This window comes from Acetobacterium sp., from assembly GCF_030652775.1.
Classification (GTDB): Bacteria; Bacillota; Clostridia; order Eubacteriales; family Eubacteriaceae; genus Acetobacterium.
This window is the reverse complement of the sequence record NZ_JAUSPS010000063.1, coordinates 48,991-68,681: the sequence shown is the minus strand read 5'-3', so window position 1 is coordinate 68,681 and position 19,691 is coordinate 48,991. Positions and strand designations below refer to the sequence as shown.

At 46.0% G+C, this 19,691-nt stretch carries 16 protein-coding genes; 8 read left to right on the top strand and 8 right to left on the bottom strand.

The features are described 5' to 3' along the window. Window positions 1-32 precede the first annotated feature (32 nt). From thiC to Q7J41_RS11145, 3 genes are all read left to right on the top strand, one after another. Window positions 33-1,325, top strand: a complete 1,293-nt coding sequence (thiC, locus tag Q7J41_RS11155; RefSeq protein WP_304888143.1) for a phosphomethylpyrimidine synthase ThiC — start codon at window positions 33-35, stop codon at window positions 1,323-1,325. Window positions 1,326-1,437: 112 nt separating this feature from the next. After that, window positions 1,438-2,577: a hypothetical protein gene (locus tag Q7J41_RS11150; RefSeq protein ID WP_304888077.1), complete on the top strand. Its 1,140-nt coding sequence runs from the start codon at window positions 1,438-1,440 to the stop codon at window positions 2,575-2,577. A 117-nt stretch (window positions 2,578-2,694) separates the two neighbouring features. Beyond that, window positions 2,695-4,122 (top strand): sensor domain-containing diguanylate cyclase, encoded by a 1,428-nt coding sequence (locus Q7J41_RS11145; RefSeq protein ID WP_304888075.1) that lies wholly within the window; start codon window positions 2,695-2,697, stop codon window positions 4,120-4,122. A 50-nt stretch (window positions 4,123-4,172) separates the two neighbouring features. Here Q7J41_RS11145 and Q7J41_RS11140 read toward each other — a convergent pair whose 3' ends face one another. Together Q7J41_RS11140 and Q7J41_RS11135 are read right to left on the bottom strand one after the other, a co-directional pair. Then, window positions 4,173-4,688 (bottom strand): GNAT family N-acetyltransferase, encoded by a 516-nt coding sequence (locus tag Q7J41_RS11140; RefSeq protein ID WP_304888074.1) that lies wholly within the window; start codon window positions 4,686-4,688, stop codon window positions 4,173-4,175. Between the two features lie 61 nt (window positions 4,689-4,749). Further along, window positions 4,750-5,235 carry a GNAT family N-acetyltransferase gene (locus Q7J41_RS11135; RefSeq protein ID WP_304888072.1) on the bottom strand — a complete coding sequence of 162 codons (486 nt, stop codon included), beginning with the start codon at window positions 5,233-5,235 and terminating at the stop codon, window positions 4,750-4,752. Between the two features lie 358 nt (window positions 5,236-5,593). On the opposite strand from Q7J41_RS11135, the gene Q7J41_RS11130 reads away from it, so the two are divergent. The 5 genes from Q7J41_RS11130 to lpdA all read left to right on the top strand — a co-directional run bounded on the left by Q7J41_RS11130 (window position 5,594) and on the right by lpdA (window position 12,576). Beyond that, the gene (locus tag Q7J41_RS11130; protein WP_304888070.1) at window positions 5,594-7,555 is read left to right on the top strand and encodes a sigma-54-dependent Fis family transcriptional regulator; all 1,962 of its coding nucleotides are present in this window, start codon (window positions 5,594-5,596) and stop codon (window positions 7,553-7,555) included. 221 nt (window positions 7,556-7,776) lie between these two features. Further along, the gene (locus Q7J41_RS11125; protein ID WP_304888068.1) at window positions 7,777-8,763 is read left to right on the top strand and encodes a thiamine pyrophosphate-dependent dehydrogenase E1 component subunit alpha; all 987 of its coding nucleotides are present in this window, start codon (window positions 7,777-7,779) and stop codon (window positions 8,761-8,763) included. Beyond that, on the top strand, window positions 8,760-9,734 hold the full coding sequence (locus Q7J41_RS11120) for an alpha-ketoacid dehydrogenase subunit beta (RefSeq protein ID WP_304888066.1): 975 nt from the start codon (window positions 8,760-8,762) through the stop codon (window positions 9,732-9,734). Before Q7J41_RS11125 ends, Q7J41_RS11120 begins: the two co-directional genes overlap by 4 nt. Window positions 9,735-9,853: 119 nt before the next feature. Next, window positions 9,854-11,167 carry a dihydrolipoamide acetyltransferase family protein gene (locus tag Q7J41_RS11115; RefSeq protein ID WP_304888064.1) on the top strand — a complete coding sequence of 438 codons (1,314 nt, stop codon included), beginning with the start codon at window positions 9,854-9,856 and terminating at the stop codon, window positions 11,165-11,167. Between the two features lie 23 nt (window positions 11,168-11,190). Beyond that, on the top strand, window positions 11,191-12,576 hold the full coding sequence (gene lpdA, locus Q7J41_RS11110) for a dihydrolipoyl dehydrogenase (protein ID WP_304888062.1): 1,386 nt from the start codon (window positions 11,191-11,193) through the stop codon (window positions 12,574-12,576). Between the two features lie 167 nt (window positions 12,577-12,743). Here lpdA and Q7J41_RS11105 read toward each other — a convergent pair whose 3' ends face one another. From Q7J41_RS11105 to Q7J41_RS11080, 6 genes are all read right to left on the bottom strand, one after another. Beyond that, window positions 12,744-13,427, bottom strand: coding sequence for a vWA domain-containing protein (locus Q7J41_RS11105; protein WP_304888061.1), 684 nt, complete (start codon window positions 13,425-13,427; stop codon window positions 12,744-12,746). A gap of 76 nt (window positions 13,428-13,503) precedes the next feature. Continuing rightward, window positions 13,504-14,538, bottom strand: a complete 1,035-nt coding sequence (locus tag Q7J41_RS11100; RefSeq protein WP_304888059.1) for a macro domain-containing protein — start codon at window positions 14,536-14,538, stop codon at window positions 13,504-13,506. Between the two features lie 151 nt (window positions 14,539-14,689). After that, window positions 14,690-15,724 carry an amidohydrolase family protein gene (locus tag Q7J41_RS11095; RefSeq protein ID WP_304888057.1) on the bottom strand — a complete coding sequence of 345 codons (1,035 nt, stop codon included), beginning with the start codon at window positions 15,722-15,724 and terminating at the stop codon, window positions 14,690-14,692. A gap of 3 nt (window positions 15,725-15,727) precedes the next feature. Further along, the gene (locus Q7J41_RS11090) at window positions 15,728-16,360 is read right to left on the bottom strand and encodes a TetR/AcrR family transcriptional regulator (RefSeq protein ID WP_304888055.1); all 633 of its coding nucleotides are present in this window, start codon (window positions 16,358-16,360) and stop codon (window positions 15,728-15,730) included. 98 nt (window positions 16,361-16,458) lie between these two features. Beyond that, window positions 16,459-18,828: an ABC transporter permease gene (locus Q7J41_RS11085; protein ID WP_304888054.1), complete on the bottom strand. Its 2,370-nt coding sequence runs from the start codon at window positions 18,826-18,828 to the stop codon at window positions 16,459-16,461. Window position 18,829: 1 nt separating this feature from the next. Further along, entirely contained in the window at window positions 18,830-19,588 is a 759-nt protein-coding gene (locus Q7J41_RS11080; protein ID WP_304888052.1) for an ABC transporter ATP-binding protein, read from the bottom strand. Window positions 19,589-19,691 lie beyond the last annotated feature (103 nt).

Sequence of the window (19,691 nt, the reverse complement as noted above, 5' to 3'; positions counted from 1 at the left end):
AGGAAAATACTGTGAAAAATTACAACACTCAAATGGAAGCGGCAAGAAAGGGGATCATCACCCCAGAAATGGAAACAGTGGCTCAAAAGGAGGGTCTGGATGTTAATAACCTCATGGCTCTGGTCGCCTGCGGCCAGGTTGCCATACCAGCCAATATTTGGCATCATGCCCTTTCTGCCGAAGGCATTGGCACTGGTTTGAAAACAAAAGTCAATGTCAATCTGGGGGTATCTGGCGACTGCAAAGACTATCAAGTCGAATTGGAAAAGGTAAATTTAGCCTTGAAATATGGCGCCGAAGCGATTATGGATTTAAGCAACTACGGAAAAACCAATACCTTCCGTAAACAGCTCATTGCAATGTCCCCGGCCATGATCGGCACGGTTCCGATGTATGATGCCATCGGTTATCTTGAAAAAGATCTGCTAGAGATCACCGCCCAGGATTTTATGCGGGTTGTCCGAGCCCATGCTGAAGAAGGGGTTGATTTTATGACAATTCATGCCGGTATAAATAAACGTGCAGTGGAAGCCTTTAAACGAGCTGGCCGACGAACCAATATTGTCTCCCGGGGCGGTTCCCTGCTTTTTGCCTGGATGGAAATGACCGGCAATGAAAATCCCTTTTATGAATATTACGATGATTTTCTGGAGATTCTCCGGGAGTTTGATGTCACCATCAGTTTGGGGGATGCGCTGCGCCCTGGCTGTATTGATGATAGCTCCGATGCTTCTCAGCTCAGCGAACTGATTGAGATGGGTCATCTGACCAAACGGGCCTGGGCCAAAGATGTCCAGGTGATGGTTGAAGGCCCCGGCCATATGAGCATCAACGAGATTGCCGCCAACATGGTTTTCCAGAAAAAACTCTGCCACAATGCGCCCTTCTATGTTCTTGGCCCCTTGGTAACCGATGTCGCTCCGGGCTATGACCATATTACTGCTGCCATCGGCGGTGCCATCGCCGCCGCCAACGGTGCTGATTTTCTTTGTTATGTAACCCCTGCTGAGCATTTGCGGCTCCCGGATATCAATGATGTTAAGGACGGTATCATTGCCACCAAGATTGCCGCCCATGCCGCCGACATTGCCAAGGGTATCCCGAATGCCCGGGACTGGGATAACAAAATGTCCGATGCCCGGCGACAAATTGACTGGGATACGATGTTTGAGCTGGCCATTGATGGTGAAAAAGCAAAAGCCTATTATGACAGCACGCCCACCGAAGAAAAACATAGCTGCTCAATGTGCGGTAAAATGTGTGCAATGCGAACCACCAATATGATTCTGGACGGCCAAACAGTAGCCTTTCGCTCTGAAAAATAATCAACTTTATTTAATTTAGCACTTATCTTTTTCTTCATTCTGCCGATATTAAATTCAACGGATTGCGTCTTTTTCTGGCGTAACCATTTCGTAATAACATGGAGGTGGATTTATGAAAATCGAAAGTTCAACCGTCGCAATGGCAAGCCAAAGCAGTTATAAGGAAGCAACCAAAGCAGTCGAATCTTTGAAAACCTGGGATGCTCAGGGTAACTCTAAAACGACAACCATAACCAATTCTTCAGCAAAGGGGATGGATACCCTGGAAATATCAAAACAGGCTAGAGATCTGCAGTTAAACACGCTACCCCCCCTATCAACTGTACCCTCGGATGATGAAACAGCCTCTCTCTCCAGCAAAGAAGAACAACAGCTGACCTTATTGAAGCGGATGATTCAAGCCTTAACCGGCAAAAAAATAAAATTCGTGATGCCAAAAAAAGTTACGCTGGAAGACCCCAAGATGAGTCAGGCGATCCAAAGTGCCTATTCCAACCGGAGTTCACTCCAAGCTGCTGCCGCCGGATGGGCGCAGGGTTTAGCCGGTGCGCAACCCCGCAGCAATGCTAGCAATTCTTCCGGTGGCGGCTTTGAATACAGTCAGAGCGTCACCCATTATGAATCCCAAAGTACTTCATTTCAGGCACAGGCATCGGTCACAACTTCAGATGGCCGGCAGATCAATATTGATTTGCAGTTAAATCTTAGCCGGGAATTTATGTCCCAATCTAACCTTACAATTCAAGGAGGCAATCAACCCGTTCAAGTTGATCCACTGGTGATCAACTACGATGCCGGAAGCGCATCGGTCACCGCCGAAAAATATGCCTTTGATATTGATGCCAACGGTACCTTGGATCAAATTTCCTTTGTTGGTCCCGGTAGTGGCTTCTTGGCGCTGGATTCAAATGGCGATGGCAAAATCAATGACGGCAGCGAACTCTTCGGTCCTCAAAGCGGCAACGGTTTTTCCGATCTGGCTAAATATGATTCGGATGGTAATAACTGGATCGATGAAAATGATGCAATCTATGAAAAACTACAGATCTGGTCTAAAGATTCCGCTGGCAAAGATGTTCTAATGGCGCTGGGTCAAAAAGGTGTCGGTGCGATTTATCTCGGCAACGTCAGCACCAGCTTTGCCCTGAAAGGCGCTGATAATCAAACCAATGGTCAACTACAGCGAACGGGGATCTATCTCAATGAAGATGGTTCCGCCGGAACTGTTCAGCACATTGATCTGAGTATCTAAAACCTGAAACGACTTAAATAAATGCCCGCTACTAATAATTAGGTTTTGTCAATTTTGATTGACAAAACCTCTTTTTAATGTTTAAAATTGTTGTAAAACTATTTGGATGAGGTAATTATGAAACAACGAAATAAAGTCGGACTGCTGATCTCACTGATTATCCTCATTGGTATTGTGGCTATTGTATTCTTCAGCTTTACAACTTACAGTAAGATCATTAAAGATGATGTGCTTAATATTTCCAAGCTCACCTCCACCAATATCTATTCTGAAATCAACAACGAATTGACTAAACCTATTTTTGTGAGTCTGACCATGGCCAATGACAGCTTTGTCAAGCAGTGGCTTGAGCAGGAAGATTCACAAAACAATCAGGAAATCATTGCTTATCTGGAGGGCCTTCGTAATAAATATGACTACCATTCGGTCTTTTTAATATCGGCCAAATCGCTGAATTATTTTCATTATAATGGTTTGTTTAAAACCATCTCTCCCCAGGATGAACATGATCAATGGTATTATGATTTCATCAATCAAGACAAGCTTTATCTCCTGGATGTCGATCAAGATCAGGTGGATCATCAACGTCTGACCATCTTCATCAATTGCAAAATATTGGATGACCAGAGTAACCTGATCGGTGTCGCTGGGGTCGGTATTGAGATGAGCTATGTTCAGGATCTTCTCGAAATTTTTGAACGCGACTATAATCTGGAAGCCTTCCTGGTCGATGAAAACGGATTGATCCAAGCTCATACCAATCCGAATCTAATCGAAAATCAGAATATCAACGATCTGGAAATCTATTCGAAAATCGGTCCATCCCTTTATAACAAAACGGATAAGATCAACGTTTTTAACGACGATAATTTGTACAATCCGCAATATATCATCAGCCACTACATTGAAGAGCTCAACTGGTATCTCGTCATCCGCAAAGATACCGCTGAATTAGCCCAGTCGTTTAATAATCAGTTATATTATGATCTATTTATTATCATCCTAGTACTAACCTCGGTTCTCTTGATTGTTCAACAAATCGTCAACAAAAATGATGCTCAAATGAAAAAACTGGCCCTCCTGGATAATCTGGGAATCCTCTCCAATCGAAAGGATTTTGATCAGAATTTGAAAGCAACGCTGGCTCAAAACGATGAGAACAAGGTTGGTTGGTCCGTTTTCTTAATGGATCTGGATCATTTTAAAGATGTCAATGATAACCATGGCCACTTGCAAGGCGACAAAATTTTAAAACATGTGATGACGCTTTCCAAAAACACCCTAAGTGATCATCTCATCACCCGTTGGGGTGGTGATGAGTTCAGCGGCATCATCTTCCTTTCGGGTATTTTAGCCGCTGAAAAACTTGAAACGCTGCGGCTGGAGATTCTCAATGACCCGCTGCTTTCGGAATTTAACGTTACCGTCAGCATTGGGGTAACACAAGCCATTGATATTGATACTGAAGACACGATTATTCGCCGGGCTGACAAGGCGCTTTATGAATCTAAGAGCAACGGCAAAAATCAAGTCACCTTTCTCTAAAACAAACAAAAAGGATGAATTTAAAAGTTGCAATTCATCCTTTTTTGTTATTATGTTTTGGTAATTTTATAGATTTGGCTAAATACCTGCTGCCGGAAATGCTCAAAACCTTCGGCTGAAAGGGGATCCGGATAGGTCATCATCTTCAAGGGAATTTTTTTGCTGATATCGCCGCGCATCACCGGCTGATCATAGCCATATTCGGACAGATGAAAGCCCAGCCGCTGATAAAAACCAATTCGTCTCTCGCTGATTTCGGTTTTCACATCTTCTACCTCAATCACCACCGGCTTTGCCGCCTGGGATAAATAGGCTGCCATCATTCGGGAACCGATTCCTCCGCCCCGCAAAGTTTGCTCCACCGCAAAATGCTCCAGAAAAATTATTGACCCCAGATCCCACTCGGCAATAAAAGCAAGGATCAGATCAGCTTCATTTCTTGAAATCCATATCGTATAATGAGGATCCCGCAGCTGAGCTTTGGCATTTTCCTGGGGTCTGACTTCTTCAATGGGAAAAGAACACTCCATCAGTGCATATATTTTTTCAAAATCCTTTTCATTCAATTTTAATAGTTCGATTGATTACACACCCTTTCTGCTCTTATTAATTAGCGCTAAGTCGCTTTTACCAACTTTTAAGAAAAATCAAGGTATCGACATAGCTGTTATTTTTTAGTCGATAGCCTTCTTTAATGGTCCCAATGATTTTAAAACCGAGTTTCAGATAAAGGGTTATGGCAGGATAATTGGTGGACACCACGGCATTAAACTGGAGACCTTTAAAACCACTTTCGCGGCTTCGTTTAAGACAATCTTCCACTAGCCGACGACCGATGCCCTTGCCCCGATATGCTTGTTTGACCCCAAACGAGGCATTGGCAATATGCCCGCAGCGGCCAATATTGTTGGGGTGAAGAATATAAAGTCCGACGACTTCATTTTCACTGAGGGCGCATACTGTTTCGGTCTGCTGAGCAAACATCACGGCTGCTTCTGCTTCACCAAGAACCTGATCGCCGGGAAAACTATTGGCTTCGGCGACAATAAAATTCCAAATTTCTGTGCTCTGTTTCAAATCTGCCTGACCTAGTGGTCTCATTTCGATGTCCATAAGCTCCTCCTCAACGGTCATTTTTGCTTTATCACTCTTCGCAAAGATAGGTTTTACTTAGTCAATATAGCACAAATTGGCTGTTTCTCCAACCCCCATCCGTCCTGCCAGTGTTTGGGATTTTGATTGGAAAATTTAAGTTAATCTTATTTTTTACAATTATTTTTGATTTATTTAATAAACTCCGCTATAATGTGAATCAACAAGATCGGTAAAAACAACACCACTCTTTGTCATCTGCTGTAGCTATCGATGACCGACTGATGCTGCTCTAGCCTGATCGCCAATCCTATTTGCCGCATAATATTGCCTGTGTCCTGCCGTTTTGCCGCATTCTTTCCAGAAAGGATTAACTTAGATGGAACCTGATCTGAATAAACTCAAAGACAATTGGACAAACTTTGTTGAACATGGAATTCTGGATGAAAATACCCGGCCAATTATCCAGCGTTCCTGGAAATACTGCCAAAAAATAAAAATGAATATAAACGGCGGTAAGGGCGAAAACATCGATACCCGCCAATTGGCGCAGGTATTAGCCGAAAACCGGGAACTGATTAAAATCGCCCAGCCAATTATGCAGAACCTTTATGAAATCGTTTTATCTTCCCATTTTGTTTTGGTTTTAACCGACAAAAACGGTGTCCTCCTGGACACCATCGGCGATGAGGTGGTCAGTATGCGGGCTTCCGAGCTGCGTTTTTTAAAGGGTACCGTCTGGACAAATGAGGCGGTAGGCTCTAACGCCATCGGCATCGCCCTGGATGAAGATGGACCGGTTCACGTAGTGGGTCCTGAGCACTACTGTGTTTCCCATCATACCTGGACCTGTTCCGCCACCACCATCCACAATGTCAAAGGGGAGATCATCGGCGTCCTCAACATGTCCGGCGAAAGCCACAAGCTCCACTCCCATACGCTCGGGATAGTCGTGGCGGCGGCTTACAGCATCGAAAATGAACTGGCGCTATCCCATACTTATCGCTCGATGTCGGCCTCCCTGGACAGCACTGAAGATGGGATTCTGGTCACCGATGAGAACTTTAATCTGCAATGGATGAATGTTGGTGCCCAGAAGGTGCTGCGGATTAACATGGACGAATTCAATGACATCGGCTTTAAAAAAATCTTTAAAAAAATGGACGTTGACGGTGAAATCTGGAATACGGATGAAACCACCCACTACTATACCGATGTCACCGCCCATATCGACAGTCGAAAAATTCAATGCAGCGCCAATATTTCGCGCATTCTGGAAAATGATAAAATTCAGGGTTATTCCATCGGCATCCGTGAAATCAAACATCTTCACAGCGCCGTCAACCGGGTCAGCGGCAACGTGGCGACCTATACCTTTGATGACATCATCACCCAAAACCCCCAGATGCGGATAATTATCAAAACGGCTGAAAAAATGGCTCGGTTTAAAAAAGCGATCCTCATCGAAGGGGAAAGTGGTACTGGTAAAGGGATGTTTGCCCATGCGATTCACCGGGCCAGTGCCTTTTCCCAGGGTCCTTTTATCGTCGTCAATTGCGCCTGTCTGCCTCGGGATCTGGTCGAAAGCGAACTGTTTGGCTATTGCAAAGGCGCTTTTACCGGGGCTCTCAGCGAAGGCAAACCGGGAAAGTTTGAATTAGCCGAAGGCGGGACGATTTTTCTGGACGAAATTGGCGAAATGCCCCTGGAAGTTCAGGCAAAACTGCTCCGGGTCGTGGAAACGAATACCGTTTCACGAATCGGCGGCCAAAGCGAACGCAAACTGAATATCCGGATCATTGCCGCCACCAACCGAAGTCTGGAGCAGGAGGTCAAAAACAAGAGCTTCCGGGAAGATCTCTATTTCCGTCTGAATGTGATTTATCTCCACATTCCCCCGCTGCGGGTCCGGGGAGACGATATTGTCTGGGCCGCTTCCCACTTCCTGGATCGCCTCAACCGGGAATATCCCGAAGATACCAAAACCTTTTCAAGTGAATTTCTGGAAGGTCTTAAGCTTCACCCCTGGCCAGGCAATGTCAGAGAGCTCCAGAATTACATTGAACGGACCTTTTACCTGTGCCCCGAACCGATTATTTCAAAAGAATATCTGCCGACACCCCTGCCAAAGTATTGCGAAGAATCCCGAGTCCTGCCGATGGCCGCCAGCCCCACCCTGGACGATCTGGTCAAAGCCAATCTGGAAAAAATCTTGAAAGAAACTCACGGCAGTGTTGAGGCCTCTGCTGAAATGATGGGCCTGAGCCGAGCCTCGCTTTACCGCAAAATAAAAAAATACAACATCGATATCAAAGATTATCGTTATATGTCTCAAATGTGAGAAATTTCGCATATTTGAGACAAGTGATTCGCAAAAGTGAGATACGCCTGAGAAATCCGGCGTATCTTTTTTTTGTTCAAAAAAGTCCACTCTCAGATAAAACCCTATTTTAAAGCCATTTCAAAAAAAGTCCTGCTGAATTTAAAAGTTGGCACGGTTCTTGTTATTAGATAAGTCATCTAAAATCTTTGGATAATACAAAAAAGGAGAACATTGAATTTATGAAACTTGATAAAGCGATTATCAAAGACATGTACATCCGCATGAAACGGATCAGGGAATTTGAAACAAAGGCCATGAACCTTTTTGCCGAAGGTGCCATCCCCGGTTTTGTGCACCTCTATTTAGGTGAAGAAGCTGTTGCCACTGGCGTCTGCCAGGCTCTTAACGATGCGGACTACATCACTAGTACTCACCGTGGCCACGGTCACATCATTGCTAAAGGCGGCGATCTGAAATACATGATGGCCGAACTCTACGGAAAAGAAACCGGTTACTGTAAGGGTAAAGGCGGTTCCATGCACATTGCCGATGCTACCAAGGGCATTCTTGGTGCCAACGGCATCGTTGGCGCCGGCCATAATCTGGCTGTCGGAGCTGGTTTCAGTGCTCAATACCGGGGCACTGACCAAGTCTGCGTCTGCTTTTTTGGCGATGCCTCAACCAATCAGGGAACCTTCCATGAGTCGATGAATCTGGCCAGCATCTGGAAACTGCCGGTTGTTTTTGTTTGTGAAAACAATGGCTACGGCATCTCCATGAGTCAATCACGTCATCAGGCGATTAAAGATATTGCTGACCGCGGTTCCGCCTATGGTATTCCGGGCATCTCGGTCGATGGAAATGACGTTATTGCGGTTCACGAAGCCGCTGTTGAAGCCGTTAAACGCGCCCGAAAAGGTCAGGGTCCGACCCTCATCGAATGCAAAACTTACCGTCAACGTGGCCATTTCGAAGGCGATCCCGGTAAATACAAACCCACCGAAGAGCAAGAAATGTGGATGAAAAAAGATCCCATGCCACGGATTGAGAAACACATGATCGATAGCGAAATCGTAACGGCTTCCGAACTGAAAGCACTCCAGGACTCCGTGGTTAAAGAAATTGCTGAAGCAATTGAATTTGCCAATGCCAGCGCTTATCCGGAATTATCCAGTGCGGTAAAAGATATTTACTTTGATATTGTTGAGGAGGTTCGTTCAAGATGAAACAAATGACATATGGAGAAGCCATTCGTGAAGGAATGCGCATAAGAATGCTGGAAGATGAAAATGTTTGTATTTTCGGAGAAGATGTCGGCGCCTTTGGTGGCTGTTTTGGTGTCACCGCCGGTCTTTTCGATGAATTTGGTGAAAAACGAGTCCGGGATACCCCTATTTCTGAAGGCGTTATCATCGGCTGTGCCGTCGGTTCTGCGGCTACTGGCTTACGCCCCATTGCCGAGTTGATGTTTATTGACTTTTTAACCGTTGGGATGGATCAGCTAGTGAATCAGGCTGCTAAAATGCGTTATATGTTCGGTGGTAATATTTCCGTTCCGATGGTTGTCCGTTTACCCGGTGGCGGTGGTGTTAGTGCCGCAGCCCAACATTCCCAATCATTAGAAGCCTGGTTAACACATGTTCCCGGATTAAAAGTCGTTTATCCATCCACACCACAGGATGCCCTGGGTCTAATGCTCAGCGCCATCGATGATGAAGATCCGGTAATGTTCGTTGAGCATAAAGCGATGTATGGCATGAAGGGCGATGTCGATGATGTGATTGTCCCGATTAAATTAGGTGTCGGCGACATCAAACGGGCAGGAACCGATATTACCGTGGTTGCCACTGGTAAAATGGTTCATGAGGCTCTTAAAGCAGCTGCCAAACTGGAGAAGGAAGGGATTTCCGTGGAAGTTATTGATCCCCGAACCCTGTATCCTCTGGATAAGAATATGATTTTCAATTCGATTAAAAAAACAACCCGGGTGGTTATTGCCACCGAAGAAGTCAAACGCGGCAGCTTTGCTGGCGAACTGGCAGCGATGATTTCGGAATCCTGTTTCTTCAGTCTGGATGCCCCGATCAGACGGGTCAACGCCCTGGACACCCCAATTCCCTTTGCACCCAACCTGGAAAACTTTGTCCTGCCCAACGACGTCGACATCTACAATGCCGTCAAGGAAGTCATGGCTTAATTCCTAATCAATTAGTATTACCCATTAGAAAACAGGGATAAAGTAGTCCCGACAACCTAGCCGTAACCTTGCTCCAGCAAGGTTACGGTTCAATGAAATCAAAAAATACGGAGGTTATTATGGCACAATTAATCGTCATGCCCAAGTTCGGGCTGACAATGACAGAAGGCACCATTGCCAGCTGGAATGTGGCTGTGGGGGATGCGATTGCCGAAGGCGATATTCTCTGCGAAATCGAAACTGATAAACTGACCAATGAATTTGAATCCCCCAAAGCTGGGGTGCTGCTAAAAATTATCGAAACTGACGGGGCGACTGTTACCTGCCTGGAACCGATCGCAATCATCGGCGAAGCCAATGAAGATATTTCCGCTTTATTATCCGGCGGTGCTGCTCTCAGTGCGGATGAGGCGACGGCGCCCGTAGCTGCTCCCGTTATTGCTGAAACGCCTGCTAAATCAGCTGGCGGCCGGATCAATGCTTCACCGTTGGCTAAAAAGCTGGCTAAAGAAAAAGGAATTGATCTTTGTTTAATCACCGGCACTGGCTCCAAGGGCAGCATCACCGTGGACGATGTCAACAATTATACGCCGACAACCGAAGCTGACCAAAAGGTCTCAGTTTCTCCAGTTGCTAAAAAAATGGCCGATGCGTCCGGCATTGATTTAAGCACCGTATCTGGCGATGGTCGGATTATGAAAAAAGATGTGGCCGCCCTGGTAGCCGATCAGGTACCTGTCGAAAAGCTTCCTGAAACCATCCGGCTGAAGGGTATGCGCAAAACCATTGCCAAGCGGATGAGCGAAAGCTGGAGCACCTCACCTCGGGTCACCTATACCCGGCCAGTAGATGCCACTGCAATGAAAGAATTCCGCTCTCGCTTAAAACCCGAATTTGAAAAACGGGGTCTCAAACTGACCTTTAATCATATTATTATGAAAGTCTGCGCCCAGGCCTTGCTGGAGTATCCGCATCTTAATGGTAGCCTGGTTGATGATACCCTAATTCTTCATCCCCATGCCCATATCGGTCTGGCCATCGGACTGGATTCAGGACTATTGGTGCCTAATGTAAAAAGCTGTGACACCAAATCCTTATCTCAGATTGCTGAAGAAACCGAAAAACTGATTGCCGAAGCCAAATCCGGCCATACCAATATGGACGACCTGAGCGGCGGAACTTTTACTCTGACTAATCTGGGCGCTTATGGGATCACCTCCTTTTCGCCGATTATCAATCAACCCGAGCTGGCTATTTTAGGCATTGACGCCATGGTCGATACCCCGGTTGTTAGTGGTGGTCAAATCACCATTCGACCGATGATGAATCTGAGCCTCACCGCTGACCACCGCATCATTGACGGGGCTTTGGCTGCTCAGTTCTTACAGCGGATTGGGGAATATCTTGAAAACCCTGCGCTGCTATTGGTTTAAGTGCTGTGAAAGAAGGTAAAAATATGAACCATATTGCCATAATTGGTGGTGGTCCCGGAGGCTACGTGGCCGCCATTCGAGCTGCCCAATTGGGAGCCCAGGTCACCCTGATCGAAAAGGAAAAGTTGGGCGGCACCTGCTTAAATGTGGGTTGTATCCCCACTAAGGCCCTGCTCCATTCTGCTGAGGTGCTGACCGAAGCTAAAAATTCTGCCAAAATCGGCTTAGTCATTCCTGAGGTCGGTTATGACTGGAAAAAAATCCAACAGCATAAGGACAAAATCAGCACCAAACTGGCTGGCGGCGTCAAAGGACTGCTTAAGGCCAACGGGGTTAACATTATCGCTGGCACAGCCCAGTTTTTAAGCAACGAGGTCTTACTGGTGACTGAAGCGTCCGGTAAAACTGACGAGCTACGACCGGATAAAATTATCATTGCCAGCGGTTCGTTACCAGCACTTCCGCCGATTCCCGGTATTGATCATCCCAACTGCCTGGATTCTACCGGAGCCTTGTCTTTAGATCACGTTCCGGAACGGCTGGTGATTATTGGTGGCGGCGTCATTGGTGTGGAAATGGCGTCGGTTTATAATCAGTTTGGCTCAAAGGTGACCGTTGTGGAAATGCAGCCAGGAATTCTGCCGTTAATGGACGGCGAATTGGGAGAAATGCTGCTAAAAAAACTGGTACGAGATGGGATCGAAATTTTAACCGGTGCTCAGGTATTGTCAGTCCAGGCTGATGATAGTCAAATGATGGTTAAGATTAAAAAAGACGGAAATGACAGTGATATCTCCGGCGATAAGGTACTGGTCGCAATTGGACGGAAAGCCGAACTAAATGGTCTGGGACTGGAAAACACGACCATTAACTGGGATAAAAAGGGAATTATTGTCAATCCGCAAATGCAGACAAACCTGGAAAATGTTTATGCCGTTGGGGATTGTCTGGGCAAAACCATGCTGGCTCATGTGGCCTCTCAGCAAGGGGAGATCGCTGCCGAAAATGCCATGGGTCATGCAGCCAGCTATGACGAGAAAACCAATCCTTCCTGCGTCTATACCAGTCCGGAATTTGCCGGGGTGGGTCTGACTCAAGAAGCTATCCGGGGCAATGAAAAAGATTATTCGATCGGCCGATTTCCGCTGGCGGCCAATGGCAAATCGCTGATTATGGGCGATACCGAGGGAATGGTCAAAATTATTTCCCATAAAAAATACAAAGAAGTGGTAGGCGTCCATATCCTCGGTCCCCGCGCCACCGACCTGATTGTTGAAGGAGCGCTGGCATTACGGCTAGAATCGACGGTCGAAGAGATTATTTCCACCATTCATGCCCACCCCACCGTTGGCGAAGCAATTAAAGAGGCTGCTCTGGCGACGGAAAACCGGGCCATCCACTGGAAATAAAAAAATGCGTGTGAAGTGAGAATTCTAAGCGTATTGGATCAAAATATACTAAATCAAACATACAAAGTCAAAACATACTGTTCATCTTCCGATAAAACAAGCCTCCAAATACACCTGGGTATTTGGCGGCTTGTTTGCCTAATTTTTGCAGCTTCCTAAACATTATTTCAACGCTGTTGCTTTTTTGGGGGTTCTCTCCGACTTTTATAGTCTTCATCAATCTCAGCCTTCCAATTGGCGGGAATCGGATTACTGGCTCGCATTTCACAAACCACATCGCTGACGACCCGATAGTTTAAGCGGGTTCCGACGCCATCAGCATGATAATTGGCAGCTCTGTCAGCAGCGATCCCAAACCGGGCGGCGGTTTCGATGGCATCGATATTGGCCCCCAGAAAAATGAATTCCCACTGGTACTGGGTTTTCTCCCGTTCAATCAGCTCCTTGATCTTTTCATAGGTGTATTCCCGGCTGGCATTCTCCAGCCCATCGGTGGTGATCACAAAAATAACCTGATCCGACCGATGCTCCGGCTGGGTGTAGCGCTGGGCGTTAACAATCTTGTGGATGGTTTTTCCGATCGCATCCAGCAGGGCAGTGCAGCCGCCGACATAGTATTCATTTTCAGTAATCGGGGCAACGCCCTGGATATCAATCCGGTCGTGGAGTACCTCATAACCATCATCAAAAAGCACGGTCGTGACCCGGGCTGCTCCGGGAGCTTGTTGTTGTTTTTTGAGCATGGCATTGTAACCGCCGATGGTATCGCTTTCCAATCCTGACATTGAGCCGCTTTTATCCAGAATAAAAACCAGTTCGGTTTTAGTTGTTTTGTTTTCGTTTGTGTTCATCGTATTATCCTCCGTTTCTTTGATAACCAAAGGATAACACGATTAGCCTGGCCGTTGGTCGCTTTCAAAACGACAATCAGGCACCCAGCAGAGCCTGGTCAAAGGCAAAAAGGGCTTCGTTGATTTCATAGATGTCATAGTTTCCGGCACTAATGAAATATTCAATAATCAGATCAAAGGTATGGCTGTGGGACAGGGTATAGCCAGCCCGCCCCAGCAGATCATGGGTTTCGTCCAGATTCAGCTCCAGGGCAATCGCAAAGGCAATGGCAGTTGCTTTGCTGGGATTATACTCTTTTTTACTGCGGATCTTGGAAAACAATTTCCGATCAATATTGGCTTTTTTATAGGTCTCGACATCGGTCATGCCCTTTTCGTCTATCAGCCGCAGCAGCATTTCTGAAAATGACTCATCCAACTGCCCCAGCACATCGGCCAGACTTCTTTTGACTGGTACCGACGGGGCCGGCATAAAGGGCTGATGTTCCGCCAGCTTTTCTTGCGGAGCGGTCATGCGAACCCGATTATACTGAGACAGCTCCGGCTCAACTTCCATATTTCGTTCATAAACCAGATGTTCATCCACATAGTGGTCATCAATATATTTTTCGATATCATTAAACAGCTTCTCACTGAAAACAAAGGCCTTTTTATCAAAAACCACCAGATAAACCAGCAGCTCATTTTCCAGCAAAAATTCCGCGATGGCCGCCACTGCAATCTTCAAGGCCTGATCCTTGGGATAGCCATAGATGCCCGATGAAATCAGTGGAAAGGCAATCGTTTTACAATCCTGTTTCAGAGCCAGCTGCAAGGAACTGGTATAGGCCCGATGCAGCAGCCTGGCCTCATCGGCACCGCCACCCTGCCAGACCGGCCCAACGGTGTGGATGATGCTCTTTGCCGGCAACTGATACCCTCCGGTGATCACTGCTTCTCCCACCGCGCAGCCACCAATCCGGTCACACTCCGCCTGGAGCTGGTCCGCCCCGGCTGCGGCAAAGATCGCCCCACAAACCCCACCGCCCATTTTCAGACCAGTATTGGCAGCGTTGACAATAATGTCCACCGTCATTTTAGTAATATCGTTTCGGATGATTTCAAATGGCATCTTCTACGCACCATCCCTTCATTAGCTCAATCATTATTTCAATTATGTGTTCAATCATTTTTTATTATATCAGAGTGCTCGAAAAAATTAATCCCTTTTTGAAAAAAAAGCCATGATGCCGCAAATGGCATCATGGCTTTAAATAATTATCTTATGCTTGATTTAGTAGTCTTTTCGCATTTTTGTTAAGGATATGATCTCTTGCTTCTTTATTTTCTGCAGTTGCCATTAGTATGCGCGAAAGCGTGATTGCCTGGGGCAAAGCTGGCCAATCCGAGCCAAATAACAGTCTTTCATAACCGACCGTGTCGATTAAATATTTGATGCTGTGCTGGGATTGACTTGACAATTCTGCATAAGTTGCCGGAAACTTTTTCAAATATTCGGCGACCAGCTGATATTCTGAAACACCACTATGACCGAAGATGAAGACAAAATCTTTTGGCATTTCCCCCAGCAGCTGACCAAATAATTCGACCCGGGTTGATTTTAAAAACTTCCATAGCAGTTTAGATGTCCTTTCTTGATCCACTGGAATTGACCCGGTATGCAAGATAACCGGCAATTCTGCTTCATGACAGGTTCTAAACAACGTCATTAATGAAACAAAATCATTTTTAAGCTCAATGTCCGATATTTTGAGTTTAAAACCTTTTGCACCCAGGGCTTTGTATTTTACAATTTTTTCCTTCATCTCGGGATCATCAGGATGAACCGAACAAAATGCCATAAAGCGGCTCGGATGATCAGCGGCAATTCTTAATGCCTCTGGTGAGCAGTCGCATTTTTTTGTACTCAATGGCAGCACGACATTGATGCCGATCTTATTATCCGCTTGAGACTTAAAACAATTGTCGTAAGTTCCGCCTTTTTTCATGTCCTGTAGCACCGCATAGGCATTTTGCGCATAGCGAAAGACCGGCATCATGCCTTTCCGGTTAATACCTGGTTCTTCTTTTGTCCAGTAAGGCACTGAAAAATCAATCTTTTCAATAGCCGGAAGTGTCGGAAATGTGAGTTTATTTCCTTTTGAATTTGGATCGACATGCCTAATCGGCAGGACATTGCACATGTGCGTATGAAAATCGATAATTTCGAGGTTCTCACCTGTATCAATGACAAACTCACTGGCTTCATTTAATTTCAGGTATTTTTCATCTTGAATTAAATCCTGCTTGGTTAACATGGCCTATGCTCCCTTCCTATTTTCTCCACCTGAATCGGACTGCATCCCTTCAATGACAACGGCCAATATCCGTGCGCCTAAGTCTTTGATACTTGAACCATCATCATTTTGATAAAACTCGATATTCGCCACCGCATGGGTAATGACATACGCTGCCATTTCGATATCGAGGTTTTCTCGCAACTCCCCTTTTTTTATATACAATCGGATCACGTCCGCAAGCAATCCATAACTCTTCGGAAATTCATTACTCAGTATTTTCTTTCTGATTTCTTGCGGGCATTCATTAATAAAGCGATTCTTGAGTTCTGTAATTTTGAGATCCTTTGTTTCAAACCGACTTCCTGCTTCAAGTAATAAAACAAGGTAGGATTTAAAATCCAATTGGTTAATTTTCTCTTTTGATCCCTCAAGGTTATTTTTTTTTGAATTTCCAATTTGACCAAACAAAAAAATGTACAAGTCATCTTTATTTTCAAAATACTGGTAAAAGCTGCCCTTCGGAATCTCTGCTCGTTCGACGATCTTATTTATTGTTACCTTTTCATAATGATTTTGTGCAAATTCATCAATCGCGACGGCGATGATCTTGTCTTTCTTTTCCTCTGGTAAGTTAAAAAATGTACGCTTTGGCATTTATTTATCCCTCCAAATAATTATGACCACAAGTCATGTGACTTGTGGTCATAATAACATATTGGTCTTTCTTTGTAAATACATTTTTTATTAGCTTTTTAGTCCACCCCTTCTTCAAACATCTGGCAGGGGCTGATTTTTCTGATCTTGCCGGCAACGATCAGCACGGTTACCAGTCCCAGCAGGCTGATTCCGATGGCGGTGAACACGACCAAACTGGGCGCGACATAAAAATCACAATTCAGGATCCCATTGGCCGCCAGCATCAGCGCCAGCATCGGATTGGTGGCAAAATAGCCAGCAATGGCCCCCACCACCGCAGCCCCAATAATGACCGGCATCTCACTGATTAAGATCTGCCCGATCAGCTGATTGGCGGTAAAACCAAGGGCCTTGGAAACCCCCAGTCGGGTTCGCTCACGCAAGATCCGCACCCGGATCACCAGAAATAGGACGAACACAATAATCACGGCAATAATCCCCAGACAGCCGGTCACGACAATTTTTATCGACGCTTCAAAGGAATCCAGCATCATTTCGATAGACGCAAAATAGCTGTTGGTTTGTAGTTTATCAGTCCCGTATTGATTATTTATTTTAGTGACAAACTTTTCGGTATCCTGACCCTCCGCCAGATAGATCATCAGATTTTGCTCCTGATAGGACGGTACCAGTTTTTTCATCCCGGCGGTGGTAATGGCAGCGCCTCGGCCCAGCATATTGAACTGCTGGGTGACTCCCACCACCAGAAATTCCCGGGTTGTGCCGTTATAGTCGATCGACACCGTATCCCCCATCTGGGCGCCCAGATTATCCAGCACAATACTGGTGATGGCGATCTCATTATCATGTACCGGCATCCTGCCCTTCACGCAGGTGTTAACTTTCAGGCGGCTGTAGTCTGCGGTTACTCGGGTATTGGCACTGCTTTCCTTATCTTTAAATTTAATCATGCCATCAAAAGAATTGAGCCTTATGGTATCTTCAACTCCCGGCATCGCGGCAATTTCTTCGAATATCTTCGCTTCATCCGCCAATGCCGTCACTTGAACCTCGGCGGTTTCCAGTCCAATTAATTTGATCATGGCGGTTTTGTCGACTGAAAAATTATAGTAGGACGCCAGCGAAAACACGGTTACCAGACTTAGCAGCATGATGATCAACCCGGCAATGAGATTCTGCCGTTTATTGAAAATCAGCGACTTAAAACCCATGGCCGTATTGAGGCTCAGCCTGGTCTGATCCAGGGGGATGCGGTTTTTCCCAAAATGATGGGTTTCGATGCCGCTGCGCAGCGCTGTTAAAGGGGTGATTTTTTTGATTTTTGCGGCACTGAAATAGGAAATTCCCAATACTGCCATCGTTATCACGCCCAAACTTGCCAGCACCGCCTGGGGATAAAGTCCGGTGGCCCAACGCAGCCCGATTGACGATGACACTACATTGGTAATCACCGGTGAAATCAACAGCGCGGCTCCCAGTCCCACCATAAATCCGACTGCGGTCATCAGCAGATATTCCACCAGAATCGAACCAAGGATCTGTCTTGTTGTATAACCCATGGCTTCCAGGGTACCGATATTTTTAATATTGTTTTCAATGTGGGTGGTGGTTGAAAACTTGATGACGATGGCGGCAATCGCCAGAATGATAATCGAGAAGGACAATAGCACCGCCATAATGATATTGATAAAGATGGCCACCCCCGTTTTCATTGTTCCATAACTAAGGGAGGCATAGCTGCCCGTGCCTTCCGGCATAATCGTTTTTATTTCTTTAATATATTGGGATTCAAATGCTTCGGTGCCCTTAATATCATCGGTGATCACCGCAATGTAGCTGCATTTTGAGCCATACTCCGGCTGCGCCAGGAATTCCTGGAACTGCTGATAGCCCAGAAACAATTTATACATGCTGACATTGGAAGGACTGGCAAACATCAGATCTTCATAGAAGCCGGCGATCTCAAGCTCGGTACTGGCATCATCCACGGTCAGTTTTAGGGTATCCCCAGTTTGATAGCCATTGGCTACTTTTAATACATAGGGGACAATGACGCCATTTTTCGGCATATTTTGGGCCTGATCAATAATCTTTACCTGGGATATCTCCCGGGCGGTATCCAGATTTAGAAAAACCGCCGGGATGCTGTTGGCCTCTTCCCCAGTATTTATATTCTGAAATGAGGACGACATCGACATCATCCCCTCTTCCCGTTCACTGTAGGAATAGGCTTCAATAGACTGATAAATTTCTTGAATCTCCTGATCGTAGGTGCCATCGGTAATTGAGATCAAGTGAGCGCCATTGGTTTCGGCATTTTTTTCATCAATAAAGGTGTCCATATTGGACAGCACGCTGATGCCCACATAGAGAAAAATAGTGGCAATCGCAATCAGGATGATCAGGGTGGCCGTGGCCACCTTGGCCTTCTTGATATTGTTGGTCGCAATCATCAGAATGTTCATGCTACCAACCCATACTTTCCAGAAATTCCCGCAGGATTTTATGGCGGTCCGGATCGTCCTTGCGATAGGCGCCCAGATTCAGCTCGTCGATGATGACCCCATCTTTCAGATAAAGGATGCGGTTGGCCCGGCGGGCCGTTTTGATATCATGAGTCACCATAATAATGCTCTGGCCGGAGGCATTGACCTCGGTCATCACATCCAGCACGTTGACGGCATTGGTCGAATTGAGAGCCCCGGTGGGTTCATCCGCAAAGACGATTTCCGGTGCATTGATCAGCGCCCGGACAATCGCCACCCGCTGGGCTTCGCCGCCGGAAAGCTGGGACGGATATTTATGATAGCTGGCATCACTTAACCCCACCTGCTGCAGTAGTTCCTTGGCCCGGTTGGCAATGGCCTTTTTATCGCGGCTAACCAGTAGCCCCGAGATCATAATATTATCGAGCACGGTCATGGTATCATTGAGATAGATCTGCTGAAACACAAAGCCGCAATGCTTTCTGCGAAAGACTGCCAGCTGATCATTGGAATAGTTGGAAATCGCTTCGCCTTTAAAATCGATTGTTCCCAGGGTCGGCTTGTCCATCCCGGAAAGGGCATAAAGCAGGGTCGATTTTCCCGAACCCGAGCTCCCCATGATGACGGTAAAGTCCCCGGCTTTGATTTCGATGTTGAGATTTTTTAAAACGTGCTGCATGATGCTGCCGTTTGAATAGGTTTTACTGAGCATTTCTGCCTTTAGAATTGTGTTTGACATTCGTTCCTCCTAGATTGACTAAACGGATCTTTATCCCGATGATAAAAGACCATGGTCGGCTTTTGCTTTCCATGGCCTAATTATATTTCATATGTTCTTAACC

Excerpts from the sequence above, each read along its gene's own strand:
- thiC (WP_304888143.1), top strand. The coding sequence starts at position 33 with ATGGAAGCGGCAAGAAAGGGGATCATCACCCCAGAAATGGAAACAGTG.
- Q7J41_RS11150 (WP_304888077.1), top strand. The coding sequence starts at position 1,438 with ATGAAAATCGAAAGTTCAACCGTCGCAATGGCAAGCCAAAGCAGTTAT.
- Q7J41_RS11145 (WP_304888075.1), top strand. The coding sequence starts at position 2,695 with ATGAAACAACGAAATAAAGTCGGACTGCTGATCTCACTGATTATCCTC.
- Q7J41_RS11135 (WP_304888072.1), bottom strand. The coding sequence starts at position 5,235 with ATGGACATCGAAATGAGACCACTAGGTCAGGCAGATTTGAAACAGAGC.
- Q7J41_RS11130 (WP_304888070.1), top strand. The coding sequence starts at position 5,594 with ATGGAACCTGATCTGAATAAACTCAAAGACAATTGGACAAACTTTGTT.
- Q7J41_RS11125 (WP_304888068.1), top strand. The coding sequence starts at position 7,777 with ATGAAACTTGATAAAGCGATTATCAAAGACATGTACATCCGCATGAAA.
- Q7J41_RS11120 (WP_304888066.1), top strand. The coding sequence starts at position 8,760 with ATGAAACAAATGACATATGGAGAAGCCATTCGTGAAGGAATGCGCATA.
- Q7J41_RS11115 (WP_304888064.1), top strand. The coding sequence starts at position 9,854 with ATGGCACAATTAATCGTCATGCCCAAGTTCGGGCTGACAATGACAGAA.
- lpdA (WP_304888062.1), top strand. The coding sequence starts at position 11,191 with ATGAACCATATTGCCATAATTGGTGGTGGTCCCGGAGGCTACGTGGCC.
- Q7J41_RS11105 (WP_304888061.1), bottom strand. The coding sequence starts at position 13,427 with ATGAACACAAACGAAAACAAAACAACTAAAACCGAACTGGTTTTTATT.
- Q7J41_RS11100 (WP_304888059.1), bottom strand. The coding sequence starts at position 14,538 with ATGCCATTTGAAATCATCCGAAACGATATTACTAAAATGACGGTGGAC.
- Q7J41_RS11095 (WP_304888057.1), bottom strand. The coding sequence starts at position 15,724 with ATGTTAACCAAGCAGGATTTAATTCAAGATGAAAAATACCTGAAATTA.
- Q7J41_RS11090 (WP_304888055.1), bottom strand. The coding sequence starts at position 16,360 with ATGCCAAAGCGTACATTTTTTAACTTACCAGAGGAAAAGAAAGACAAG.
- Q7J41_RS11085 (WP_304888054.1), bottom strand. The coding sequence starts at position 18,828 with ATGAACATTCTGATGATTGCGACCAACAATATCAAGAAGGCCAAGGTG.
- Q7J41_RS11080 (WP_304888052.1), bottom strand. The coding sequence starts at position 19,588 with ATGTCAAACACAATTCTAAAGGCAGAAATGCTCAGTAAAACCTATTCA.